We start from the raw sequence: 21,996 nt of genomic DNA, 5'->3' as shown, positions 1-21,996 counted from the left end.
CGATGAGCGCTCCGCTGTACAGCCCGGGCACCGCCGATGCCGCCGACCTCGAAGCGCGCACCGTCGGCCGGGACGCCCTGCTGTCGAGGCTGACCCAGCGCCTCGGTACCGCCGCGAAGGACGGATCCCGCCCGCACACCCTGCTCGTCGGCCCCCGCGGCAGCGGCAAGACCCACACCGCGCGCGTCGTCCTGCACCGCCTGCGGGCCGAACACATGCTGCCCCTGGTCGTTCCGGAAGACGCCCTGGCCATCGGCAGCTACGCCGATCTGCTGGTCGAACTGCTGCGGGCACACGACCGGGAAGCCAAGCACCGGCGCGACGATGTGGTGGCCCTCGAGCGAACCATCCTCGACATCGCCGACGGCGCGATGGTGCTGGCCGTCATCGAGAACCTGGACCGCGTCTTCGCCGCGATCGGCGAGGCGGGCCAGGGCAGTCTGCGGGCTTGGGTCGAAACATCCACCGCGGTAACCATTTTCGCGACCGCGCCGGCTCTGTTTCCCGGCGTCTCGTCGCGCACCCAGCCCTGGTACGGGTCCTTCATCGTCGAGGAGCTGGCCGATCTCGACGCGGCCGACGGCGCCCGGATCATTGCCCGGGCGGCCGCCGACCGCGGGGACGACGAGCTGGCCGGCTATGCGGCGTCCGCCCAGGGGCGCCGCCGCCTTGCCGAGATCCAAGCGTTGACCGGCGGCGCGCCGCGGTTGTGGCGGATGGTGGCCGACGTCGCCGACCGGGACAGCCTGCAGGCCGGCACGCCCGCGTTGGCCGCGCTGCTGGACCGGCTGTCCCCCGTCTATCAGCAGCGGCTGTGGCAGCTCCCGGCCGGCGAGCAGCGCCTGGTCGTCGAGATCGCCCGCGCCGACGGTCCGCGGACCGTAGCCGATCTTGCTGCGGCGGTGGGAATTTCGAACCAGACCGCATCGGCGGCGCTGGGCCGGCTGGTGTCCGCGCGCTGGGTGAGCGCCACCAAGTCCGATACCGGCGACCGGCGGTCCACCTGGTATGACCTCGCCGAACCACTGGTGCGGCACGTGCTGCGCTACCGGGAGGGGCAGCTACCGCCGCTTGACGCACCTGTCACATAGTGCCACAGTGAAGCTGTCACTAAGTGACAGACAAGGGGGTGGTGCAGATCGGCGACAAGCAGGCCCAGGCACGCCTCCAGGTGTCCAGACATGCGGCCGCGCTCTTCTGGGAGCACGGGGTCGCCGGCACCAGCGGTGACGACATCGCCGCTGCGGCAGGGCTTTCCACCCGAACCATCTGGCGGTACTTCCGCACCAAGGAAAGTTGTGTCGAGCCGCTGCTCGCCCAATCGGCCGAGCGGTTCCTGGCATCGGCGCGGCGGTGGCCGCACGAACTGTCCCTCATCGAACACCTCGCCGTGGAAGCCACCTCATACCCGCTGACCCCACAGGACATCCAGGACGAGGTGGCCGCGCTGCGGATCGCCACGCTCACGGGCACCGAACCCGCCTTGCGCACCGCGTATCTCATGGTGCACGACGAGATGGAGCGCGGCCTGATCCCGGTCATCGCCGACCGGCTGGACCTGCCTGCCGACGATCTCACCGTGCGCCTGTGCGCGGCCACGGTCACCGGCGCCTTCCGCGTCATCGACGAGGACGTCGGCCATGCCGTGATCATCGAAGGCAAGAAGGTCGGCCAGGACGAGGTGTACGCACTGATCGACCGGGCCATCCGGGAAGCGACCGATGACCGCGTGGGCGGTCCGGTGAAGCGCTAACCCGCACCGCCGCAACACAACACAACACGAGTCCACACCAAGGTGGGCCCGTCGACTCCGCACGCCCCGAGAAAGGACCAACGTGGCATCCCCGATCATCACCGTCGAAGAGTTCTTCAGCCCGCCCGAGCGCACAGCGGCGACCATCTCGCCGGACGGCACCCGGATTGCCTACCTCGCACCGTGGAAGAACCGGCTCAACGTGTGGGTGCAGGACCTCGACTCCGAGGAATCCACCCGCTGCGTCACAGCCGATGACACCCGCAGCGTGTACATCTATCGGTGGACCCATGATTCGCGGTGGCTACTGTACATGCAGGACAACGGCGGCGACGAACACTGGCACGTCTACCGCGTCGACCCGCAGAACCCCGACGCACCGGCGGTCGACCTGACACCGTTCCCCGGCGCGAGAGCGGATTTCGAGCTGCTCAAGGCGCGCCCCGGCAAGGCCGTCGTCCAGCTCAACACGCGCAACCCCGAATTGTTCGACGCCTATGAGCTCGACATCGCCACCGGCGAGCTGGCCCTGCTCGCGGAGAACCCCGGCAACGTGGTCGGCTGGTTGAGCAGCCAGGCCGGTGACTTGTTCACCTCGACCCTGACCGCCGACGGTGATGTCGAGTTGTCACAATGGGAACCGGCCTCGAAATCGTTGCGCACCATCAGGATTTACGACGGCACCGACTACCCGCTGGGCATCCATCCCATCGCCGTCACACCCGACGGCACCGGTCTGTGGCTGGGATCCAACGAGGGCACCGATCGCACCCGCCTGGTACGCGTCGACGTGGCCACCGGCGCCGAGACCGAGGTGGACAGCCACCCCACCCTCGACCTCGCCGCCCAGATGGTGCTGCCCTCGCCGCTGATCCTCAGTTCCCGCACCGGCGAACTGATCGGCGCCCGGTACTACGGGGAGCGTCAGGTGATCCACGCACTGGACCCCGAGTTCGCCGAGGTGTTGGAGAAACTGTCCGAGCTCTCCGACGGCGATCTGGCGGCGCTGTCCTACGATGCCGAGGGCCGGCGCTGGGTGGTGAACTTCACCCACGATCGCGACCCTTGGGCCACTTACCTTTACGACCACGCGACCGGCGAGAGCCGGCTGCTGTTCCGGCCCTACCCACACCTGGATCCCGACGCGCTGGCGCCGATGACGCCGGTGACCATCACCTCGCGCGACGGGCTGGATCTGCACGGGTACCTCACGCTGCCGGTCGGTGTCGAACCGGCGGGTCTGCCGATGGTCCTGCTGGTGCACGGCGGCCCGTGGGCACGCGACTGCTGGGGCTTCCAGCCCGATGTGCAGTTGCTCGCCAATCGCGGATATGCGGTGCTACAGACCAACTTTCGCGGGTCGACCGGTTACGGCAAGTCCTTCATGCAGGCTGCCATCGGCGAGTTCGCCGGCAAGATGCACGACGACCTGATCGACGCCGTTGACTGGGCTGTGCACCAGGGCATCGCCGATCGCGACCGGGTGGCGATCTTCGGCGGCTCCTACGGTGGCTATGCCGCACTCGTGGGTGTGACCTTCACCCCGGATGTGTTCGCCGCGGCGATCGACTACGTCGGCATCTCCAGCCTGGCCAATTTCATGCGGACGCTGCCGACGGTGGCCCGCCGGTTCCTGGCCGGCAACTGGTACCGCTACGTCGGCGATCCATCCGACCCGGCGCAGGAGGCCGACATGCTGGCCCGCTCGCCCATCACCAAGGTGGACCAGATTCGCACCCCACTGCTGGTGGTGCAGGGCGCCAACGACTCTCGGGTGGTGCAGGCCGAATCCGACAATCTGGTGGCGGCTCTGCGTGACCGTGGTGTCGAGGTGGAATACATGGTCAAGGAGGACGAGGGGCACGGATTCGTCAACCCGGACAACAGCATCGACCTGTACCACGCCGTCGAACTGTTCCTGGCCGAACATCTGGGCGGCCGGGTGTAGCGGATTCGGACACAAGAAAAGCCCCTGCCGTGGCAGGGGCTTTTCTCGGTACGGATTTACAGGCCGGCGAGCAGCTCGCGTGCCTTGGCCGCGGTCTCGGACGGCGTCTTGCCGACCTTGACACCGGCGGCCTCCAGGGCCTCCTGCTTGCCGGCGGCCGTGCCCGCACCGTCGGAGACGATGGCACCGGCGTGGCCCATCGTCTTGCCTTCCGGCGCGGTGAAGCCGGCGACGTAGCCGACGACCGGCTTGGTCACGTTGGCCTTGATGTAGGCGGCGGCCTTCTCCTCGGCGTCGCCACCGATCTCGCCGATCATCACGATCAGCTTGGTCTCGGGATCCTTCTCGAACGCCTCGATGGCGTCGATGTGGGTGGTGCCGATGACCGGGTCGCCGCCGATGCCGATGGCGGTGGAGAAGCCGAGATCGCGCAGCTCGTACATCATCTGGTAGGTCAGGGTGCCGGACTTGGAGACCAGACCAATGGGACCCTTGCCGGTGATGTTGTTCGGCGTGATGCCGACCAGCGACTCACCGGGGGTGATGATGCCGGGACAGTTCGGCCCGATGATCCGGGTCTTCTCGCCCTTTTCCACGTTGTAGGCCCAGGCGTAGGCGCTGTCCTGCACCGGGATGCCCTCGGTGATGACGACCAGCAGCGGGATCTCGGCGTCGATGGCCTCGATGATGGCGTCCTTCGAGAAGGCCGGCGGCACGAACGCGATCGACACGTCGGCGCCGGTCTCCTTGATGGCCTCGGCGACAGTGCCGAACACCGGCAGCTCGATATCGTTGCCGTCTTTATCCACGTGCGACACCGTGGTGCCGGCCTTGCGGGCATTGACACCACCGACCACCTGGGTGCCGGCCTTGAGCATCAGCTTGGTGTGCTTGGTGCCCTCACCGCCGGTGATGCCCTGGACGATGACCTTGCTGTCTTTGTTGAGGAAGATAGACATCTTTGTTCGGCTCCCTTACTTGTTGGCCAGCTCGGCGGCTTTGTCGGCCCCGGCGTCCATGGTCTCGGCCTGGATGACCAGGGGATGGTTGGCCTCGGCCAGGATGCGGCGGCCCTCTTCGACGTTGTTGCCGTCCAGGCGCACCACGAGCGGCTTGTTGGCCTCGTCGCCGAGGATCTCCAGTGCCTTGACGATGCCGTTGGCCACCGCGTCACAGGCGGTGATGCCACCGAACACGTTCACGAACACGCTCTTGACCTGAGAGTCATTGAGGATGACGTCCAGGCCGGCGGCCATCACCTCGGCCGAGGCGCCACCACCGATGTCGAGGAAGTTGGCGGGCTTGACGTTGCCGTGCTTCTCACCGGCGTAGGCGACGACGTCCAGGGTCGACATGACCAGACCGGCGCCGTTACCGATGATGCCGACCTCGCCGTCGAGCTTGACGTAGTTGAGGTCGTTCTCCTTGGCCTTGAGCTCGAGGGGATCGGTGGCGTCCTTGTCCTCGAACTCGGCGTGGCCGGGCTGGCGGAAATCGGCGTTGGCGTCCAGGGTGACCTTGCCGTCCAGGGCCAGGATCTGGTCGTCGGGCGTGCGCACCAGCGGGTTGACCTCGACCAGGGTGGCGTCCTCGCCGACGAAGACCTCCCACAGCTTCTGGATGGTCACCGCGGCGGCGTCCAGCACCTCGGCGGGCAGGTGGCCCTGCTCGGCGATGGAGCGGGCGAAGGCCAGATCGACACCCGTGACGGCGTTAACGGGGACCTTGGCGAGGCGCTCGGGCTTGGTCGCGGCGACCTCTTCGATCTCCATGCCGCCCTCGACCGAGCACATGGCCAGGTAGGTGCGGTTGGAGCGGTCGAGCAGGAAGGAGATGTAGTACTCCTCGGCGATGTCACTGGCCTCGGCGACCAGCAGCTTCTTCACGACGTGGCCCTTGATGTCCAGACCGAGGATGTTCTGCGAGTGGGTGAAGGCGTCCTCGGGGGTGGCCGCGTACTTCACGCCGCCGGCCTTGCCGCGGCCGCCGACCTTGACCTGAGCCTTCACCATGACCGGCTTACCGATCTCCTCGGCGATCGCCTTGGCGTCCTCGGCCGAGTCGGTGACCCGGCCGGGGGTGGTGGGGACGTTGTGCTTGGCGAACAGCTCTTTCGCCTGATATTCGAAGAGATCCATGAGCTCTGAGAAATCCCTGTCTGTCTGCGTTGACGTTTGAATTCACTTCAGCGTTTGGGCCTGACCGGCTCGCTGGGCACTTTATCGACCCTCGGCGCGACCACCGCTATCGCCCACCTGACTTGTGCTAAATCTCACCGCGACCCACCAGTGATACAAGTCACAATCCCCCCTGGAATACCCGCTTGGGTTGCCACCAACATTGGGGTTTGGTTAACGTGCCTACTGGTCCAGATCACGGCAAGGTCACGAAAAGAAGGACATCGCAGGTTGCCTGAGCACAGTTCGCACCGCTCCCCCAAGGGAACAGCGACGAGCGCTCGCACCACGATCACCGCCCCCTCTGCCGCCGAAGTCACCGACATCATCCCGTTCAACGAGTTCGGTGACCTGCACGAACTCGACTTCCGGGACAGCTCCGCGTTCGACAAGGAACAGCGTGTCATCGCCGCTCCCGAACTCGACGATCTGCACGACACCGACGACCTGGTACCCCTGCGGCTGGCCGTCCCCGCCGAATTCGAAGCAGACCCGTCCGACCAGCCGCGGGCCTCGCACCGCGGCTACCGCGACAGCCACACCGACCTGAGTGACGGTCTGGCCAAGACCGATGTGATCGACATCCGCGGTCAGCGACTCGGCGGCGCCCACCGCAAGCAGACCGTCGGCGCGGTCAAGAGCAGGCTGCTGATCGCGGCCATGGCCGCCGGTGCGACGGCCTCGGGTGCCTACACCCTGAGCACGGCCGATACCTCGACGTCCGCCTCGGACACCGTGCTGACCGGCGCACAAACCGGTATCAGCGGCGGCGTCATCACCGGCTCGGCCGATGGCATGCAGATCGTCACCGTGGAGCCGGCCGCCAGTTCGTCGGTGCACGCCGAGGAGATCACCAAGGCCGCCGCCTTCGCCCAGGAACGCGCCGAGCGCGAGGCGCGGCTGTCCCGGCCGCTGTTCGTGATGCCCACCAAGGGTGTGTGGACGTCGGGCTTCGGGTACCGCTGGGGCGTGCTGCACGCCGGCATCGACATCGCCGGACCGATCGGCACGCCGATCGTGGCCGTCAGCGACGGCACCGTCGTCGACGCCGGCCCCACCGCGGGCTACGGCGCATGGGTCAAGATCCGGCACAACGACGGCACCGTCACCCTGTATGGCCACGTCAACACCTGGCTGGTGTCCGTCGGTCAGCGCGTGATGGCCGGCGACCAGATCGCCACCATCGGCAACCGCGGCAACTCCACCGGCCCGCACTGCCACTTCGAAGTTCTGCTGAACGGCTCCAACCGGATCGACCCGGTGCCGTGGCTTGCACAGCGGGGGCTTAGCCCCGGCACCTACGTTGGATGACGTGAGCGCAGAGCCCCCCAACGCCACCAACCCGCACGAGCCGCGCACGAGCATCATCCGCCGGAGCCCGACCGGCTCCTTTCCCGCTCTCTCGGCTGCCCTGGACGATGAGCGCACCACCTTCGTGCGCAGCCCGGCCGAACCCGAACAGACCGGCTACATCCCCCGCCCCACACCGCAGGCCGTCGCGCCGCGCCGGGAAGCCGGTGCGGCCCCGGCGATCGCGGCCGCGGTATTCAGCATCCTGACCGGCTGGGCCACTGCCGTCATCGCCACCGACCTGATCGCGGGGTGGTGGCACACCGACCGATTGTTCTGCGTCGCCATCGGATTCCTCACCGCCATCTCGGCAGCCGCCGGCATCGGGGGCCTGATCACCCTGCTGCTGCGCCGCAGGCTGGGACGGCAGCTGATCGTCGTCGGCGCCAGCATCGGTCTGCTGATCTTCGGCTGCCTGTTCCTCGCCGGGGCCAGGCTGCACCCCGTCGTGTATGCCATGCCGGTGCTGCCGGTCGCGGCGATCGTGCTGGCGCTGGTGCCGGCGACCGGGCGGTGGGCGCGCAGTTAGAGCTTGCTCACCGGCGCGTGGTTGTGCATCAGCTTGACCCGGCCGGCGCTGCCGAAATCGATGAGCGACATGGCCGATTCGCCGACACCGGAGACCTCTTCCACCCGGCCCAGCCCGTATTTGTCGTGGGTGACGCGATCCCCGGGTTCCAGGGTGATCACGGTGCGGTTGCGCGCCTTGGCCGGCGCCGGGCGTGCGCTGTCGGCGAACCGTCCCACGCTGCGTGGGGCGCTCAACACCGAGGCCGGCGTCTCGGTGCGCCGCCAGTTGATCAGCTCCTCCGGGATCTCACGCAGGAAGCGTGATTCCGGGTTGAGCATCGGCTGCCCCCACGACGAGCGCACCTTGGCCCGGCTGAGGTAGAGCCGCTGCCTGGCCCGGGTGATACCCACGTAGGCCAGCCGCCGCTCCTCGGACAACTCCATCGGATCACCGAGGGCGCGCATGTGCGGGAACATGCCGTCCTCCCAGCCGGTGACGAAAACCACCGGGAATTCCAGACCTTTGGCGGTGTGCAGGGTCATCATGGTGACGACTCCCGATCCGTGTTCGGGTATCCCGTCCGCATCGGCGACCAGCGAAACCCGCTCCAGGAACTGGGCCAGCACCCCGGTGTCGGGGATGTCCTCGTCGAGCTCGTCCTCTTCTTCGCGCAGCGCCTTGGCATTGGCCAGATCGATGCTGAATTCGTGTGCGACGCTGACCAATTCATTCAGGTTGTCCAGCCGGGCCAGGTCCTGTGGGTCGCTCGAGGTTTCGAGTTCGCGACGGTAGCCGGTACGGTCCAGTACCGACTCGACCAGGTCGCCGAGTTCGCCGTCGAGTTGGGCCCGCAGCCCGTCGAGCAGCTCGGTGAATCCGGCGATCGCCTTCTCCGAGCGGGTGTTGAGCATCGGGACCTTGCCCTCGGCGGCGGCCTGCAGCGCGTCGTTGAAACTGGATCCGGTGTTCTCCGCGTACACCGCCACACACGCCTCGGCCCGGTCGCCGATCCCGCGGCGCGGGGTGTTGAGGATGCGCCGCATACTCACCGAGTCACCCGGGTTGTCCAGCACCCGAAGGTAGGCGACGATGTCGCGGATCTCCTTGCGCTCGTAGAAGCGCACACCGCCGACGACCTTGTACGGAATGCCGGACCGGATGAACACCTCTTCCAGCGCGCGGGAGGAGTTGTTTGTGCGGTAGAACACCGCGACGTCGTTGTAGGTGATCTCGTTCTGGTCGGCCAGTGCGTCGATCTCACCGGCGACGAACCGTGCCTCGTCGTGCTCGTTGTCGGCGACATAGCCGACGATCAGCTCGCCCTCCCCGGAGTCCGTCCACAGCCGCTTCTCCCGGCGGCCGGCGTTGCGGGAGATGACGGCGTTGGCCGCGTTCAGAATGGTCTGGGTGGAGCGGTAATTCTGTTCCAGCAGAATGGTGGTCGCATCCGGGTAGTCGCGCTCGAAGTCCTCGATGTTGCGGATGGTGGCGCCGCGGAACGCGTAGATGGACTGGTCCGCGTCACCGACCACACACAGCTCACTGGGCGGCACCTGATCCGCGGTGCCGGCGTCGGCGTGCCCCACCAATTCGCGCACCAGCATGTACTGGGCATGGTTGGTGTCCTGGTATTCGTCGACCAGGATGTGCCGGAACCGGCGGCGGTAGTACTGCGCGATCTGGGGGAAGGCCTGCAGCACCCCGACCGTCTCGCCGATCAGGTCGTCGAAGTCCAGCGCATTCGCCGCCCGCAGCCGGCGCTGGTACTCGCCGAACACCGCGGCCACCGTGCGCGACATGTCGTCGGAGGAATCGGTCAGCTCGGCGACGGCGCGCTCGGGGTCGATCAATTCGTTCTTCAGGTTGGAAATGCCGGTGGACAGCATCCGCGGCGAGTACCGCTTGGTGTCCAGGCCCATGTCCTTGGCGATCATCATCAGCAACCGGCGCGAGTCGTCGGCGTCGTAGATGGAGAAGTTGGAGTTCAGTCCCGGCAACAGCGAGGCCTGGTTGCGCAGGATCCGCACGCACATCGAGTGGAACGTCGACACCCACATGTTGCGCGCCCGGGGGCCGACCAGCTCCACCACCCGCTCGCGCATCTCGGCGGCGGCCTTGTTGGTGAACGTGATGGCCAGGATCTGGCCGACACCGACATCGCGGGCGGCCAGCAGATAGGCGACGCGCCGGGTGAGCACCGCGGTCTTACCGGAACCGGCACCGGCCACGATGAGCAGCGGCGAACCTTCGTGCAGCACGGCCTGGCGCTGCTGCGGGTTGAGGCCGTCGAGCAGGTTGTCGGTATCAGCAGCAAGAGTCATATCGCAGTCAAACCTACAACCGTGGGCAGACACTTTGCGCTGGCCCGGCCGTTAGTGGCACACTCGATTTGTGCTCCATCAGCAGGGACGATTTTTTTACGGGTACCGATCCGCGGTGCCCGTGGTCTAGCTGCTTCCCCAGAGCCCCGCGGTCCGCATCGGATCCGGGGCTCGTCTGTTGTGTGAGGCCCGGAACCGGATGAAACCAAAACCCACCAACAGCGAGGAAACCATGAGTACCGAAACCGAAGCCCCGAACATCGACGATCTGCGCGTGGAGATCGACCGGCTGGACGCCGAGATCCTGGCCGCGATCAAGCGCCGCAAAGAGGTCTCCCAGACCATCGGCAAGATCCGGATGGCCTCCGGCGGCACCCGCCTGGTGCACAGCCGTGAGATGAAGGTCATCGAGCGCTACAGCGAACTCGGCCCCGAGGGCAAGGACCTGGCAATGCTGCTGCTGCGCATGGGCCGCGGCAGGCTCGGCCACTAGCTCACGGACTTCCGAAACCGGCCTTGGCGAGCACCTTCCGGCCGGTTTCCCCGGTCACCGTGTCGATGAACTTCTTCGCCAGGTCCGCGTCGGCCGCACCGTTGAGCCTGGCGATCGGATAGGTGTTCACCGCACCGGAACTCTGCGGGAACGCGACGCCCTCGACCTTGCCTGCCGCTCCCGCGACGTCGGTGATGTACACCAGCCCGGCGTCGGCCTGGCCGGTGGAGACCTTGCCGAGCACGTCGGTCACCGAGGACTCCTCGCTGACCGGCGCAAGGGTCACCTTCGTGGCGTCCTCCACCTTCTTGGTGGCCGCACCGCACGGCACCTGCGGCGCACACGTCACCACGGCCAGCCCCGGCCGGGTCAGATCCCGGAACGTCTTGATGCCCTTGGGATTACCGGGCGCCACCGCGATGGTCAGGACGTTCGTCGCGAAGTTCACCGGAGCCCCGGCCAGCAGGCCGGCCCGGGCCGCCTTGTCCATGTTCGAGGTGTCGGCCGAGGCGAACACATCGGCTTTGGCACCCTGCGTCAGCTGCGTCACCAGATCGGCGGAACCGGCGAAGGAGAACTCCACCGTCGCACCGGGATTGTCGGTTTTGAACTGCTCGCCGATCTGGGTGAACGTCTGCTTCAGCGACGCCGCCGCGAACACCACCAGATGCTGGGCCTGCGCCGGCTTGTCCGCACTGCACCCGCCGGCCAGCGCGGCCGCGGCGAGTGCCAGCACCACCATGCGTTTCATAGTTTCTCCTGCGCCGAGATCGACGCAATGCCGAACACCACTGGCACAAAGTGGCCCGAAGGTGAGCTTGGACGGTACCGGGTCACGCGGTGAAGGCGATGTACTTGGTCTCCAGGTACTCCTCGATGCCCTCGGACCCGCCCTCGCGGCCGAACCCGGACTCCTTCACTCCGCCGAACGGCGCGGCCGGATCCGAGATCACGCCGCGGTTCACCCCGACCATGCCCGACTCGATGGCCTCGGCCACCCGCAGCGCGCGGTCCAGCGACTGGGTGTAGATGTAGGACGCCAGGCCGTATTCGGTGTCGTTGGCCGCGGCGATACCTTCTTCCTCGGTGTCGAATCCGGCGATCGGGGCGACGGGTCCGAACACCTCCTCCTTGAGGATCCGGGCGTCGGCGGGCACGCCTGCCAGCACGGTCGCCGGGTAGAAGTTGCCCGGCCCGGCTGGTGCTTCACCGCCGACGGCGACCTCGGCTCCGCGTTCGACGGCGTCGGCCACCAGGGTGTTGACGATGCCCAGCTGCTTGGGCGAGATCAGCGGACCCAGCGTCGACGAGTCATCCAGGCCATTGCCCAGCTGGTACTCGCCCATCCGCTTCACCAGCTTCTCGGTGAACTCCGCACGCACCGAGTTCGCCACATGGAAGCGGTTGGCGGCGGTGCACGCCTCGCCGCCGTTGCGCATCTTGGCCAGCAGCGCACCCTCGACCGCGGCGTCGACATCGGCGTCGTCGAACACCACGAACGGCGCATTGCCGCCGAGTTCCATCGATGTGCGCAGCAGCTTGTCCGACGACTGCTTCACGAGTGCCTTGCCCACGCCGGTGGAGCCGGTGAAGGTCAGCTTGCGTAACCGGCCGTCATCGATCAGCGCGGTGGTCAGCGCACCCGGGTTCGACGTGGGAAGCACGGACAGCACGCCCTTGGGCAATCCGGCCTCGTCGATCAGCTTGCCCAGCAACAGCATGGTCAGCGGGGTCTCCTGCGCCGGCTTGACCAGCATGGTGCAGCCCGCGGCCAGTGCCGGGCCGATCTTGCGGGTGCCCATCGCCAGCGGGAAGTTCCACGGCGTGATCGCGTAGCAGGGCCCGACGGGCATCTTGGTGACCACGATCCGGCCGGTACCGGCCGGGCTGTGCGTGTAGCGGCCGCCGATGCGCACGGCTTCCTCGGAGAACCAGCGGAAGAACTCGGAGCCGTATTTCACCTCGCCGCGGCTCTCGGCGATCACCTTGCCCATCTCCAGCGTCATCAGGGTGGCCACGTCTTCGGCACGGGCGGTGAGGGTTTCGAAGACCGAACGCAGAATTTCGCCACGCTCGCGGGCCGGGGTGGCGGCCCAGTCGGCCTGGACGGCCGCCGCGGCGTCCAGCGCGGCGATACCGTCGGCGGGGGTCGCGTCGGCCACCGAGGTGATCACCTCGTCGGTGGCCGGATTGCGTACCTCGAAGGTCGACGAGCCGGCCCGCTCCTCACCGCCGATCCACAGTCCGGTGGGCACGGATGAAATCAGCTCTTCAATGCGCATACATCCATCATGTACACCCTCGACACGCACACCGCACTAAGGTCTGAAGAATGAGTGCTGACATCACCGCTACGCCCGCATGGCATTCGCTGGCCCGTCATCATGACGCCATCGCGTCGAAGAATCTTCGGGAGGTCTTCGCCGAAGATCCGGGCCGCGGCACCGAGCTGACGCTGACCGTCGGAGACCTCTATGTCGACTACAGCAAGCACCGCGTAACCCGCGAAACACTGGGTTTGCTGGTCGATCTCGCCAAGGCCGCTGACCTGGAGGGCCGTCGCGACGCGATGTTCTCCGGCGTGCACATCAACACCTCCGAGGACCGGGCCGTCCTGCACACCGCCCTGCGGCTGCCGCGCGGAGCGGCCCTCACCGTCGACGGCCAGGACGTGGTGGCCGATGTGCATTCGGTGCTCGACGCGATGGGCGCGTTCACCGACCGGTTGCGCTCCGGCGAGTGGACCGGCGCCACCGGGCAGCGGATCACCACCGTGGTCAACATCGGCATCGGTGGATCGGATCTCGGCCCGGTGATGGTGTACGACGCGCTGCGCCATTACGCCGACGCGGGCATCTCGGCGCGCTTCGTGTCCAATGTCGATCCCGCCGACCTCGTCGCCAAGCTCGACGGACTCGACCCTGCCACAACGCTTTTCATCGTCGCCTCCAAGACGTTCTCCACCCTGGAGACCCTGACCAACGCCACCGCGGCGCGGCGCTGGCTCACCGGCGCCCTCGGCGACGCCGCCGTTTCCAAGCATTTCGTGGCCGTCTCCACCAACAAGCGCCTGGTCGACGAGTTCGGCATCGACACCGCGAACATGTTCGGCTTCTGGGATTGGGTGGGCGGGCGCTACTCGGTGGACTCGGCGATCGGCCTGTCGGTGATGGCGGCCATCGGCAAGGAACGCTTCGCCGAGTTCCTGGCCGGCTTCCATCTGGTCGACGAGCATTTCCGCACCGCACCGCTGGCCGAGAACGCGCCGGCACTGCTGGGCCTGATCGGGCTCTGGTACAACAACTTCTTCGGCGCGCAGTCGCGTGTGGTGCTGCCTTACTCCAACGATCTGGCCCGGTTCGCGGCATACCTGCAGCAGCTGACCATGGAGTCCAACGGCAAGTCGGTACAGGCCGACGGCACACCGGTCACCACCGGTACCGGCGAAATCTATTGGGGCGAACCGGGAACCAACGGCCAGCACGCCTTCTACCAACTGCTGCACCAGGGCACCCGGCTGATTCCGGCCGACTTCATCGGATTCAGTCAGCCCACCGACGATCTGCCCACCGCCGACGGCACCGGCAGCATGCACGACCTGCTGATGAGCAATTTCTTCGCCCAGACCCAGGTGCTGGCCTTCGGCAAGACCGCCCACGAGATCGCGGCAGAAGGCACCCCGGCCGAGGTGGTGGCGCACAAGGTGATGCCGGGCAACCGGCCCACCACGTCGATCCTGGCCACCAAGCTGACACCGTCGGTGGTCGGCCAGCTGATCGCGCTGTATGAGCACCAGGTCTTCACCGAGGGTGTCATCTGGGGAATCGACTCGTTCGACCAGTGGGGTGTGGAGCTGGGCAAGACCCAGGCCAAGGCCTTGCTCTCGGCGCTCACCAGCGACAGCGCGCCGGCCGAGCAGACCGACACCTCGACCGACGCCCTGGTGCGGCGATACCGGACCGAAAGAGGCCGCAGCGCATAGCGATTTCGGCGCGCTCACCCGCGGTCATCGCGGGTGGGCGCGCCGAAATCACTCAATTGATCAGCCGGGGAGCTGGATGGTCCGGCACGGGCCGCCCGGGACGCAGGCCACGCCGCCGCCGGGTCCGGCTTCGGCCCACGGTCCGCCCGGCACACCTGCGGACACGCGACCATCCGCGCCGGCCTGGGCACCGGGACCGCCGGGCACCTCGGCACCGGCACCCTGCGAGCCGGCCGACGGGGTACACGGGGTGCCGTCCGGGTTGTAGCAGCCCGGGGCCGGGGGCGCAGGCGGCATCGGCTCGGCCGTGGCGGCCGGGGCAAACGCGATGGCTCCCGCGGCAGCGACACCTGTGAACAGAAGGGGCATCGTCTTCATCAGTTTCACCATCATGTGGTGTCGACTACCCGGCTACCGCACAGGCTGAAACATGACGATCGCGACGATCAGGCGAAACGTTTGGTGTACTTCGGCGGCAGCAGTCGCATGATCTGGGTCAACGGGGCCCACGGCCAGCTGGGTACCACGGCGCGGCCCTTCTCCTTCTCGATGGCATTGACCATGGCACGCACCCCGGTCTCGTTGTCCACCATCAGCAGCGTCGACGCCGACTTCGCCGTCATCTCGGATTCGATGTATCCGGGTTCGATGACGGTGACGCGGATCGGGCCCTTGTCGTATTCGGCCCGCAGCGACTCGCCCAGCGAGGTCATCCCGGCCTTACTGGCGCAGTAGGCGGCCTTGCCGCCGGGCACTCCGGTGTTACCGAGCACCGACGAGATGAGCACCAGGTGTCCCCCGCCGGATTTCTTGAACATCTCCAGCGCGGTCTCGATCTGCGCCATCCCGGCGATCAGGTTGGTCTCGATGGTGGCCTTGTTGGCCCACGGCTTGCCTTCCCCCAGCGGCCAGCCCTTGCCGATGCCGGCATTCACGATGACCCGGTCGATACCGCCCAGTTCCTCGGAAAGCTCTCCGAAGACCCGCGGGATGGCCTCGTGATCGTTGACGTCCAGCGCCGCCACCGCCACCTTGACGTAGGGATGCCGCTGCGCGATCTCGGCCTTCAGCTCGTCCAGACGGTCGGTCCGACGCGCGCAAAGCGCCAGGTCACGGCCCTGGGCTGCGAAGGCGCGGGCCATCCCGGCCCCCAACCCGGAACTTGCTCCGGTAATCAGGATCTTCTGGCGAGTCATGGCAGCAGAATAACCGAGTTAGACAACTGGTGATGAACCGCTACTTGAGCAGCCGGGACATCCGCCGGTCCGCCAGTTTCTTGCCCCCGGTCTGACACGTCGGGCAGTACTGGAACGACTTGTCGGCGAAGGACACCTCGGCGACGGTGTCCCCGCACACCGGACAGGGCAGCCCGGTGCGTGCGTGCACCCGCAAACCCGATCGCTTCTCGCCCTTCAACGTGGCGGCACCCTGTCCCACCGACCGGGTCACCGCATCGGTGAGGACCGACACGATCGCGTCGTGCAGCGCCCCGAGTTGATCGGCGGTCAGTTTGGCCGCCGTGGCGAACGGTGAAAGCTTTGCCACATGCAGGATTTCGTCGCTGTAGGCGTTGCCGATGCCGGCGATGATCTTCTGGTCGGTGAGGACGGTCTTGATCCGCCCGGTCTGCTTGGCCAGCACCTCGGCCAGCTCGGCGGGCCCCAGGGACAACGCATCGGGGCCCAGCGCGGCGATCTGCGGCACTGCCATCGGATCGGTCACCACCCACACCGCCAGGCGCTTCTGAGTGCCCGCCTCGGTGAGGTCGAACCCCTCGCCGTCCAGATGTACGCGCAGGGCGATCGGCCCTTTCCCTGGTTTCAGCGGGGTGGGTGACAGTTTGTCCGACCAGCGCAGCCACCCGGCCCGGGACAGATGCGTGATCAGGTACAGATCGCCCGCCTGCAGGCCCAGGTACTTGCCCCACCGCGCGGCACCGGTGACGGTCTGCCCGTGCAGGGCGGAGACCGGCGGATCGAACGTCTTGAGCACCGAGAGGGCCGCCACGTCCACTCGGGTGATCTGCCGTCCGACGGCGTGCCGGCGCAGGTGATCGGCGAGTGCCTCGATCTCAGGCAATTCGGGCATGGTTCCAGTGTGTCATCGGGGCGAGCGAAGCGACGGGGGAAAGTATCGGGGCGAGCGCAGCGAGGGGGGAAATAAACCCCGGCGCGAGCGAAGCGAGGGGGGAAATTAGGGGCGGGCGCGGCGATATCGTCGGCAGGTGCCACCGTTCCTGCGCCGCGTGTTCATCCTCAACCCGGCGCCCGGGCGGTGGCGCTTCGCGCTGCGGGCCGGCGTCTGCATGGCGGTGCCGGTGCTGGTGGGCTGGCTGGCCGGCGATACTGCGGCCGGGCTCATCGCGACCATCGGCGGATTCACCGCCCTGTACGGCAGCGGCCGGCCGTACCTCAATCGGGCCGGCTATCTGGCGGTCATCGCGCTGAGCTTCGCCGCGGCGGTGGCCCTCGGCGACTGGGCGGCGCAGATTCCGGCGCTCGGTCTGGTGACCATCACGGTGATCGCGATGGTGGCCGTGCTGGTGTGCCACGCGCTGAGCGTCGGGCCGCCGGGTGCCTACATGTTCATGCTGGGTTGCGCGGCCGGCACCGCGACGGCCGCCACCCACCTGACCCCGTGGCATATCGGCGCGCTGGTGCTGGCAGGCGGGGCGTTCGCCTGGCTGGTGCATATGGTTGCGGCGCTGTGGCGTCCACGCGGGCCCGAGCACGCGGCGGTGGAAGCTGCGCGCGCCGCCGTCGGGCGCTACCTGGACTCCACCGAGAGCACCGACCGTCACCAGGCGGCCCGCGCCCTGCACCAGGCCTGGGTCACGTTGGTCAATTTCGAGCCGGCCCGGCCCAAGCAGGACGGCACACTGCAGCGGTTACGCGCCGAGAACCACCGTCTGCACCGGATTTTCGCGGCGGCGATGGGCGCCGCCGACCGTGGCGAACCGTTACCCGACATCGATGACACGTCGTTCGCCGATCCCGAGCGGGCACGCGAGCTCCCGCTCGGCCGTCCGGGCAATCTCACACTGCTGCGTCACGCGGTCACGCCGGGTTCTGCATCGTCACGGCTCGCGGTGCTGGTCGGTGTCGCCGTCGCACTGGCCGGGGCGGTGGCGGTGGCGCTGTCGATCGATCATGCCTACTGGGCGATGGCGGCCGCGGTACTGATGTTGCATCAGGGCTTCGACTGGCTGCGCACCGTGCAACGCGGGATCGAGCGGCTGGCGGGCACCTGGCTGGGTCTGGGGCTGGCCGGCCTGATCCTGGCCTGGCATCCGCAAGGTGTGTGGCTGGTCGCGGTGATCGCGGTGCTGCAGTTCACCATCGAGATGTTCGTGGTGCGCAACTACGCGATCGCCGTGGTGTTCATCACCCCGATCGCCTTGACGATCGCGGCGGGCGGCCACCCGGTCGCCGATCTGGGCCACCTACTCCTGGCGCGTGGCCTGGACACCGTGATCGGCTGTGCGGCAGCACTTCTGGTGTACCGGATCTCGATCCACCGGCGCGGCCCGGCACCGGTGACCGAGGCCGTCGACGCCACCGTCACGGCGATCGCGGCCACCACGGCGCATCTGCGGGCCGGCGCGGTCGGTACCGCGCCGGCCCGGGCCGACCGGCGCGATCTGCAGATACACGCGATGGCGATGCTGGATGCCTACCAGAGTGCGGTCGGCGGCTCGGCGGCCCAGCGCGACGCCGCCGAACGACTGTGGCCGACGGTCGCCGCCGCCGAGCACGACGCCTACCGCACCCTGTCTGCATGCTGGAGTGCCGAACACGGCTGAGGCGTTTCGGCGCAGCAGCTTCCACGTCAGGAGCGCACCACCAGCGACAGCAGCCAGCTGACCACCGACAGCACGATCGCCGCCCAGATCGCGGTCCACCAGAAGTCGTCGATGAACAGGCCCCAGTGCGTGGTGTGTTCGGTGATCCACGACGTGAGCCACAACATCAGCGCGTTGACGACGACGTGGAACAGGCCCAGCGTGAGAATGTAGAGCGGTATCGAGATGATCTGCACGATCGGCTTGATGACGGCGTTGACCAGCCCGAAGATGACCGCGACGACGAAGATGATGCCGGCGCGCGCCACCGGGCCGTCCCCGCCGATGAAGCTCATCCCCGGCACGACGAGCGTCACCACCCATAGCGCCAGTCCGGTCAGTGCAGCGCGCAGCAGAAACGATCCCATACCGGCGAATCCTGCCAGGGTCAGGCGCGGAGCAGGTAGATGTCCATGATCCAGCCGTGCCGCGTCCTGGCCTCGGCACGGCGCGCGGCGATCCGCTCGCCCACCTCGCCGACGGTGCCGGTTTCCAGCAGCTCGTCCGGTGTGCCCAGGTAGGCGCCCCACCAGATCCGGGTCTCGGGTGGGCACGTCAGGAACGAGCAGTCGCCGTCGAGCATCACCACCGCGTCTCCGGTGAGGCCGTGCTCACGCAGTTGGCGACCGGTGGTGATCAGCACCGGCTCGCCGATGTCGTTGAGCGCGATGCGGTGTCGCGCGGTGAGCGCCTGGATGGCGGTGATCCCCGGGATGACGTCGAAGTCGAACTCGACATGCTCGGCCACCCGCTCCAGGATGCGCAGCGTGCTGTCATACAGCGACGGGTCACCCCAGGCGAGAAACGCGCCCACCCCGTCGGTCCCGAGCTCGGCCTCGATGGCCTGTGCCCACAGCCGGGCGCGCGCGGCGTGCCAGTCGTTCACGTTGTCCCGATAGTCACCGGCCGTCGCCCGCTTGGGGTCGGCCAGCTCGACGAACCGGTAGCCGGGCTCGGTGATGAACCGGTCGCAGATCAGTCTGCGCAGGGCCACCAGGTCGTCCTTGGCCTGCCCTTTGTCCATGGCGAAGAACACCTGGGTGTCGTTCAGCGCCGAGATCGCCTGTCTCGTCACGTAGTCGGGGTCGCCCGCGCCGATACCGATGACATGGATGGTGCGCACGGTGGAAGGCTAGCGGAATCGATTTACCCGGTACCGCGGGTATTGACTAAATGTGCGCCGCGGACGTAGCTTCGAGTTCACCGACGGAAAGGTGCGCGACGATGACGTCTTCGCTGAAATCTCAGACCTCCCGTGCGGAGTTCGCCGAGCGGCTGCTCAAGGGTTCGGTGCGCAAGTCCTATGCACCGATCGTCGACATCGACTGGGATGCGCCACTGGACCCGGACAAGTTCTTCCTGCCGCCCAAGGTGGTGTCGCTGTACGGCACCCCACTCTGGGACGCGATGAACAGGGCCGAGCAGATCGAGTTGTCCCGTCAGGAACTGGTGAACACGCTCTCGGCCGGCATCTGGTTCGAGAACATCCTCAACCAGGCCCTGCTGCGCAAGATGATGCACCAGGACCCGACCGCGGCCACCACCCATTACGAGTTGACCGAGCTGGGCGACGAGACCCGGCACATGGTGATGTTCGGCAAGGCCATCGCGAAGGTCGGCGCCGAACCGGTGCGCCCGCGGCTCTATCAACGCATCATCATCAACGGACTGCCGTTCATCTTCCGGGGTTCGGTGCTGTGGGTGGCCGCGCTGATCGGCGAGGAGATCTTCGACTCGCTGCAGCGGCAGATGATGGACGATCCCGAGCTACAGCCAATGGTGCAGCGGCTCATGCGGATTCATGTCACCGAAGAGGCCCGCCACATCCAGTTCGCCCGGGACGGCTTGCGCAAGCGCACGCCTACGATGTCGCGATGGAAGCGGTTCTGGATCGGCAACCTCAACGGCGCGGGTGGCCTGTTCTTCCGTTTCTTGTTCACCAACAAGGTGCAGTACAGCAGGGTCGGCCTGGACGCCCGCGCCGCCCGCAAGATGGCCCGCAGCTCGGCACACCGGCATGAGACGCAGATCGCCGGGTTCGCCCCGTTGGCCGCGTTCCTCGAAGAGGTCGGCCTACTCGGCCCGATCGCCCGCCGGGTCTGGCGGCGCAGCGGGTTCCTGCCCAACGGCAGGATCGCCGCGCCGATCGATGAGGACGGCGAGTCCGGGACCTTCATCGAGGACGTGTACGACGGACCGGCCACCGTGGACGGCCGCCCGGTGCGGGTCCGGCTCACCGGCCACCTCGACCCGATCGACGGCCGGTTCCATTGGCAGGGCACGGTATTCGACGCGCCGGCCGAGACGCCGCGCGGCGCGGTGTCGGTCGTCATCGACGGCAACGCGGTGACCGGCCGGTGCACCGAGCGCACCCAGCAGGGCGGTTATCAGATCGCCGGCGCGGGTGCGCCACCGTTCCGTTTGGGGTAGCTCCAGGCCAGCAGGGCGATTGCGAACACACCGCCCAGGCAACCGGAGATCAACAGCGGCACAGTGCCGTCGCCGCCCCATGCCAGCCCGGCCCACACCCCGGCGAACAGGATCGCGAATCCGCCGGCGCCCTGGAACACGCCTTGAGCGCTGCTCTGCAGATCCGCACCGACCAGTGTGGAGATCCATGCCTTGCCGACGCCGTCGGTGCAGCCGGTGAACAGCCCGTAGGCGCCGATCAGCAGCCACGCGGCCACCGGATCGGTGGTCAGCCCGAGCCCGGCGTACCCGACGGCGAAGAACACCAGGCCGATGCCGAACACCCGGACCCGGCCGATCCGGTCGGCCAGCACTCCGGCCGGATAGCTGCTCAACGCGTACACGGCGTTGTAGCCGACATAGGCCAAGATCACCTCGACGACCGAGAAGCCGATCTCGTTGAGCCGCAACAACAGCAGCGCGTCGGGGAAGTTGATGATCCCGAACGCCACCAGCACACCGGTGGTGCGCCAGTACCGGCGCGGCAGGTCTTTCACCCGGGCGAAGATCGGGGGTCGCGTCTTCGGAGTCGGACGCTTGCGTTCCCTGGACAGGAACACCAGAGCGACGCTGAGCACGGCCGGCACCGTCGCCACCCACAGCAGCGGGGCGATCTGGTGGTCCAGCATTTCGTACCCGGCCAGCCCGATCAGCGGCCCGACGACCGCACCCAGGGTGTCCATGGCGCGGTGGAAACCGAACACCCGGCCGCGGTGGGCATCGTCGACATCGACGACCAGCAACGCGTCCCGCGGGGCGCCGCGCAGCCCCTTACCCAGTCGGTCCACCACCCGTCCGGCGAGAACGCCTTGCCATGACGCGAAAGCAGCCACCATCACCTTGCCCAGCGCGGCCATGCCGTATCCGGTGGCGATCAGCGGACGGCGGGCGAAGCGGTCACCCAGCGGGCCGGAGGCCAGTTTGGTCAGCGATGCCGCGCCCTCCGCCGCCCCCTCGATGGCCCCGACCATCGCGGGCGGGGCGCCCAGCACGGTGGTGAGGTAGATCGGCAGCAGTGGGTAGAGCAACTCACTTGCGGTGTCCTGCAGGAACGACACCGCGGAGAGCACCCGGACGTTGCGGGTAAGCCAAGCCGGCACGCGCTCATCATGCCCGACCGTTCCGCGCCGCAGAATTAGAACGTGTTCTAG

General features: G+C 67.5%; 20 protein-coding genes and 1 pseudogene. 9 read left to right on the top strand and 12 right to left on the bottom strand.

Features of this window, described 5'->3' with window-relative positions; all coding sequences use genetic code 11:
* Positions 1-2 precede the first annotated feature (2 nt).
* The 3 genes from ACXPWS_RS04780 to ACXPWS_RS04770 all read left to right on the top strand — a co-directional run bounded on the left by ACXPWS_RS04780 (position 3) and on the right by ACXPWS_RS04770 (position 3,701).
* Positions 3-1,091, top strand: coding sequence for an AAA family ATPase (locus tag ACXPWS_RS04780; protein ID WP_458711337.1), 1,089 nt, complete (start codon positions 3-5; stop codon positions 1,089-1,091).
* A gap of 23 nt (positions 1,092-1,114) precedes the next feature.
* Entirely contained in the window at positions 1,115-1,753 is a 639-nt protein-coding gene (locus tag ACXPWS_RS04775) for a TetR/AcrR family transcriptional regulator (protein WP_458711336.1), read from the top strand.
* Between the two features lie 82 nt (positions 1,754-1,835).
* Positions 1,836-3,701 (top strand): S9 family peptidase, encoded by a 1,866-nt coding sequence (locus ACXPWS_RS04770; protein WP_458711335.1) that lies wholly within the window; start codon positions 1,836-1,838, stop codon positions 3,699-3,701.
* A gap of 56 nt (positions 3,702-3,757) precedes the next feature.
* Here the strand turns inward: ACXPWS_RS04770 and sucD are convergent, their stop codons facing one another.
* A complete protein-coding gene (gene sucD / locus ACXPWS_RS04765) occupies positions 3,758-4,660 on the bottom strand; it encodes a succinate--CoA ligase subunit alpha (protein ID WP_458711334.1) in 903 nt (300 codons plus the stop codon).
* A 15-nt stretch (positions 4,661-4,675) separates the two neighbouring features.
* Entirely contained in the window at positions 4,676-5,839 is a 1,164-nt protein-coding gene (gene sucC / locus ACXPWS_RS04760; RefSeq protein WP_458711333.1) for an ADP-forming succinate--CoA ligase subunit beta, read from the bottom strand.
* Between the two features lie 270 nt (positions 5,840-6,109).
* Here sucC and ACXPWS_RS04755 point away from each other — a divergent pair, with 270 nt between their 5' ends.
* Complete coding sequence (locus ACXPWS_RS04755) at positions 6,110-7,189, top strand: M23 family metallopeptidase (protein WP_458711332.1); 1,080 nt, start codon at positions 6,110-6,112, stop codon at positions 7,187-7,189.
* Positions 7,182-7,757, top strand: coding sequence for a hypothetical protein (locus tag ACXPWS_RS04750; RefSeq protein ID WP_458711331.1), 576 nt, complete (start codon positions 7,182-7,184; stop codon positions 7,755-7,757). Before ACXPWS_RS04755 ends, ACXPWS_RS04750 begins: the two co-directional genes overlap by 8 nt.
* On the opposite strand, the gene pcrA is transcribed toward ACXPWS_RS04750, so the two are convergent.
* The gene (gene pcrA / locus ACXPWS_RS04745) at positions 7,754-10,060 is read right to left on the bottom strand and encodes a DNA helicase PcrA (protein WP_458711330.1); all 2,307 of its coding nucleotides are present in this window, start codon (positions 10,058-10,060) and stop codon (positions 7,754-7,756) included. The genes ACXPWS_RS04750 and pcrA overlap by 4 nt on opposite strands.
* A 232-nt stretch (positions 10,061-10,292) precedes the next feature.
* Here pcrA and ACXPWS_RS04740 point away from each other — a divergent pair, with 232 nt between their 5' ends.
* Complete coding sequence (locus tag ACXPWS_RS04740) at positions 10,293-10,553, top strand: chorismate mutase (protein ID WP_458711329.1); 261 nt, start codon at positions 10,293-10,295, stop codon at positions 10,551-10,553.
* A 1-nt stretch (position 10,554) separates the two neighbouring features.
* On the opposite strand, the gene modA is transcribed toward ACXPWS_RS04740, so the two are convergent.
* A complete protein-coding gene (gene modA / locus ACXPWS_RS04735; protein WP_458711328.1) occupies positions 10,555-11,304 on the bottom strand; it encodes a molybdate ABC transporter substrate-binding protein in 750 nt (249 codons plus the stop codon).
* An 82-nt stretch (positions 11,305-11,386) separates the two neighbouring features.
* Positions 11,387-12,835 carry an NAD-dependent succinate-semialdehyde dehydrogenase gene (locus ACXPWS_RS04730; protein ID WP_458711327.1) on the bottom strand — a complete coding sequence of 483 codons (1,449 nt, stop codon included), beginning with the start codon at positions 12,833-12,835 and terminating at the stop codon, positions 11,387-11,389.
* A 50-nt stretch (positions 12,836-12,885) separates the two neighbouring features.
* Between ACXPWS_RS04730 and pgi the strand changes: the two genes are divergently transcribed.
* Positions 12,886-14,535 (top strand): glucose-6-phosphate isomerase, encoded by a 1,650-nt coding sequence (pgi, locus tag ACXPWS_RS04725; protein WP_458711326.1) that lies wholly within the window; start codon positions 12,886-12,888, stop codon positions 14,533-14,535.
* Between the two features lie 60 nt (positions 14,536-14,595).
* Here the strand turns inward: pgi and ACXPWS_RS04720 are convergent, their stop codons facing one another.
* The 4 genes and pseudogenes from ACXPWS_RS04720 to ACXPWS_RS04705 form a co-directional block, all read right to left on the bottom strand.
* The gene (locus ACXPWS_RS04720; protein WP_458711325.1) at positions 14,596-14,913 is read right to left on the bottom strand and encodes a hypothetical protein; all 318 of its coding nucleotides are present in this window, start codon (positions 14,911-14,913) and stop codon (positions 14,596-14,598) included.
* Positions 14,914-14,981: 68 nt separating this feature from the next.
* On the bottom strand, positions 14,982-15,731 hold the full coding sequence (locus ACXPWS_RS04715; RefSeq protein ID WP_458711324.1) for an SDR family oxidoreductase: 750 nt from the start codon (positions 15,729-15,731) through the stop codon (positions 14,982-14,984).
* 40 nt (positions 15,732-15,771) lie between these two features.
* Positions 15,772-16,245, bottom strand: coding sequence for a zinc finger domain-containing protein (locus ACXPWS_RS04710; RefSeq protein WP_458713416.1), 474 nt, complete (start codon positions 16,243-16,245; stop codon positions 15,772-15,774).
* A 129-nt stretch (positions 16,246-16,374) separates the two neighbouring features.
* Positions 16,375-16,623: pseudogene (locus ACXPWS_RS04705) on the bottom strand (DNA-formamidopyrimidine glycosylase family protein); the annotation flags it as partial.
* A 217-nt stretch (positions 16,624-16,840) separates the two neighbouring features.
* Between ACXPWS_RS04705 and ACXPWS_RS04700 the strand changes: the two are divergent.
* Complete coding sequence (locus tag ACXPWS_RS04700) at positions 16,841-18,337, top strand: FUSC family protein (RefSeq protein ID WP_458713415.1); 1,497 nt, start codon at positions 16,841-16,843, stop codon at positions 18,335-18,337.
* Positions 18,338-18,363: 26 nt separating this feature from the next.
* Here the strand turns inward: ACXPWS_RS04700 and ACXPWS_RS04695 are convergent, their stop codons facing one another.
* Positions 18,364-18,744 carry a phage holin family protein gene (locus tag ACXPWS_RS04695; protein WP_458711323.1) on the bottom strand — a complete coding sequence of 127 codons (381 nt, stop codon included), beginning with the start codon at positions 18,742-18,744 and terminating at the stop codon, positions 18,364-18,366.
* Between the two features lie 20 nt (positions 18,745-18,764).
* The gene (gene cobF, locus ACXPWS_RS04690; protein WP_458711322.1) at positions 18,765-19,499 is read right to left on the bottom strand and encodes a precorrin-6A synthase (deacetylating); all 735 of its coding nucleotides are present in this window, start codon (positions 19,497-19,499) and stop codon (positions 18,765-18,767) included.
* 101 nt (positions 19,500-19,600) lie between these two features.
* Here cobF and ACXPWS_RS04685 point away from each other — a divergent pair, with 101 nt between their 5' ends.
* Entirely contained in the window at positions 19,601-20,806 is a 1,206-nt protein-coding gene (locus ACXPWS_RS04685) for a diiron oxygenase (RefSeq protein ID WP_458711321.1), read from the top strand.
* Here ACXPWS_RS04685 and ACXPWS_RS04680 read toward each other — a convergent pair.
* Complete coding sequence (locus ACXPWS_RS04680) at positions 20,764-21,945, bottom strand: MFS transporter (RefSeq protein ID WP_458711320.1); 1,182 nt, start codon at positions 21,943-21,945, stop codon at positions 20,764-20,766. The genes ACXPWS_RS04685 and ACXPWS_RS04680 overlap by 43 nt on opposite strands.
* Between the last annotated feature and the right edge of the window lie 51 nt (positions 21,946-21,996).

The sequence above is a fragment of the Mycobacterium sp. BMJ-28 genome (genome assembly GCF_054404835.1).
Note: the sequence above shows the minus strand (reverse complement) of the source record. Positions and strands in the feature narration are given on the sequence as shown.

Bases quoted from the DNA above. Each gene is read 5' to 3' on its own strand.
- ACXPWS_RS04780 (WP_458711337.1), top strand. From the start codon at position 3: ATGAGCGCTCCGCTGTACAGCCCGGGCACCGCCGATGCCGCCGACCTC.
- sucD (WP_458711334.1), bottom strand. From the start codon at position 4,660: ATGTCTATCTTCCTCAACAAAGACAGCAAGGTCATCGTCCAGGGCATC.
- sucC (WP_458711333.1), bottom strand. From the start codon at position 5,839: ATGGATCTCTTCGAATATCAGGCGAAAGAGCTGTTCGCCAAGCACAAC.
- pcrA (WP_458711330.1), bottom strand. From the start codon at position 10,060: ATGACTCTTGCTGCTGATACCGACAACCTGCTCGACGGCCTCAACCCG.
- ACXPWS_RS04740 (WP_458711329.1), top strand. From the start codon at position 10,293: ATGAGTACCGAAACCGAAGCCCCGAACATCGACGATCTGCGCGTGGAG.
- modA (WP_458711328.1), bottom strand. From the start codon at position 11,304: ATGAAACGCATGGTGGTGCTGGCACTCGCCGCGGCCGCGCTGGCCGGC.
- ACXPWS_RS04730 (WP_458711327.1), bottom strand. From the start codon at position 12,835: ATGCGCATTGAAGAGCTGATTTCATCCGTGCCCACCGGACTGTGGATC.
- pgi (WP_458711326.1), top strand. From the start codon at position 12,886: ATGAGTGCTGACATCACCGCTACGCCCGCATGGCATTCGCTGGCCCGT.
- ACXPWS_RS04720 (WP_458711325.1), bottom strand. From the start codon at position 14,913: ATGAAGACGATGCCCCTTCTGTTCACAGGTGTCGCTGCCGCGGGAGCC.
- ACXPWS_RS04715 (WP_458711324.1), bottom strand. From the start codon at position 15,731: ATGACTCGCCAGAAGATCCTGATTACCGGAGCAAGTTCCGGGTTGGGG.
- ACXPWS_RS04710 (WP_458713416.1), bottom strand. From the start codon at position 16,245: ATGGCAGTGCCGCAGATCGCCGCGCTGGGCCCCGATGCGTTGTCCCTG.
- ACXPWS_RS04700 (WP_458713415.1), top strand. From the start codon at position 16,841: ATGGCGGTGCCGGTGCTGGTGGGCTGGCTGGCCGGCGATACTGCGGCC.
- ACXPWS_RS04695 (WP_458711323.1), bottom strand. From the start codon at position 18,744: ATGGGATCGTTTCTGCTGCGCGCTGCACTGACCGGACTGGCGCTATGG.
- ACXPWS_RS04685 (WP_458711321.1), top strand. From the start codon at position 19,601: ATGACGTCTTCGCTGAAATCTCAGACCTCCCGTGCGGAGTTCGCCGAG.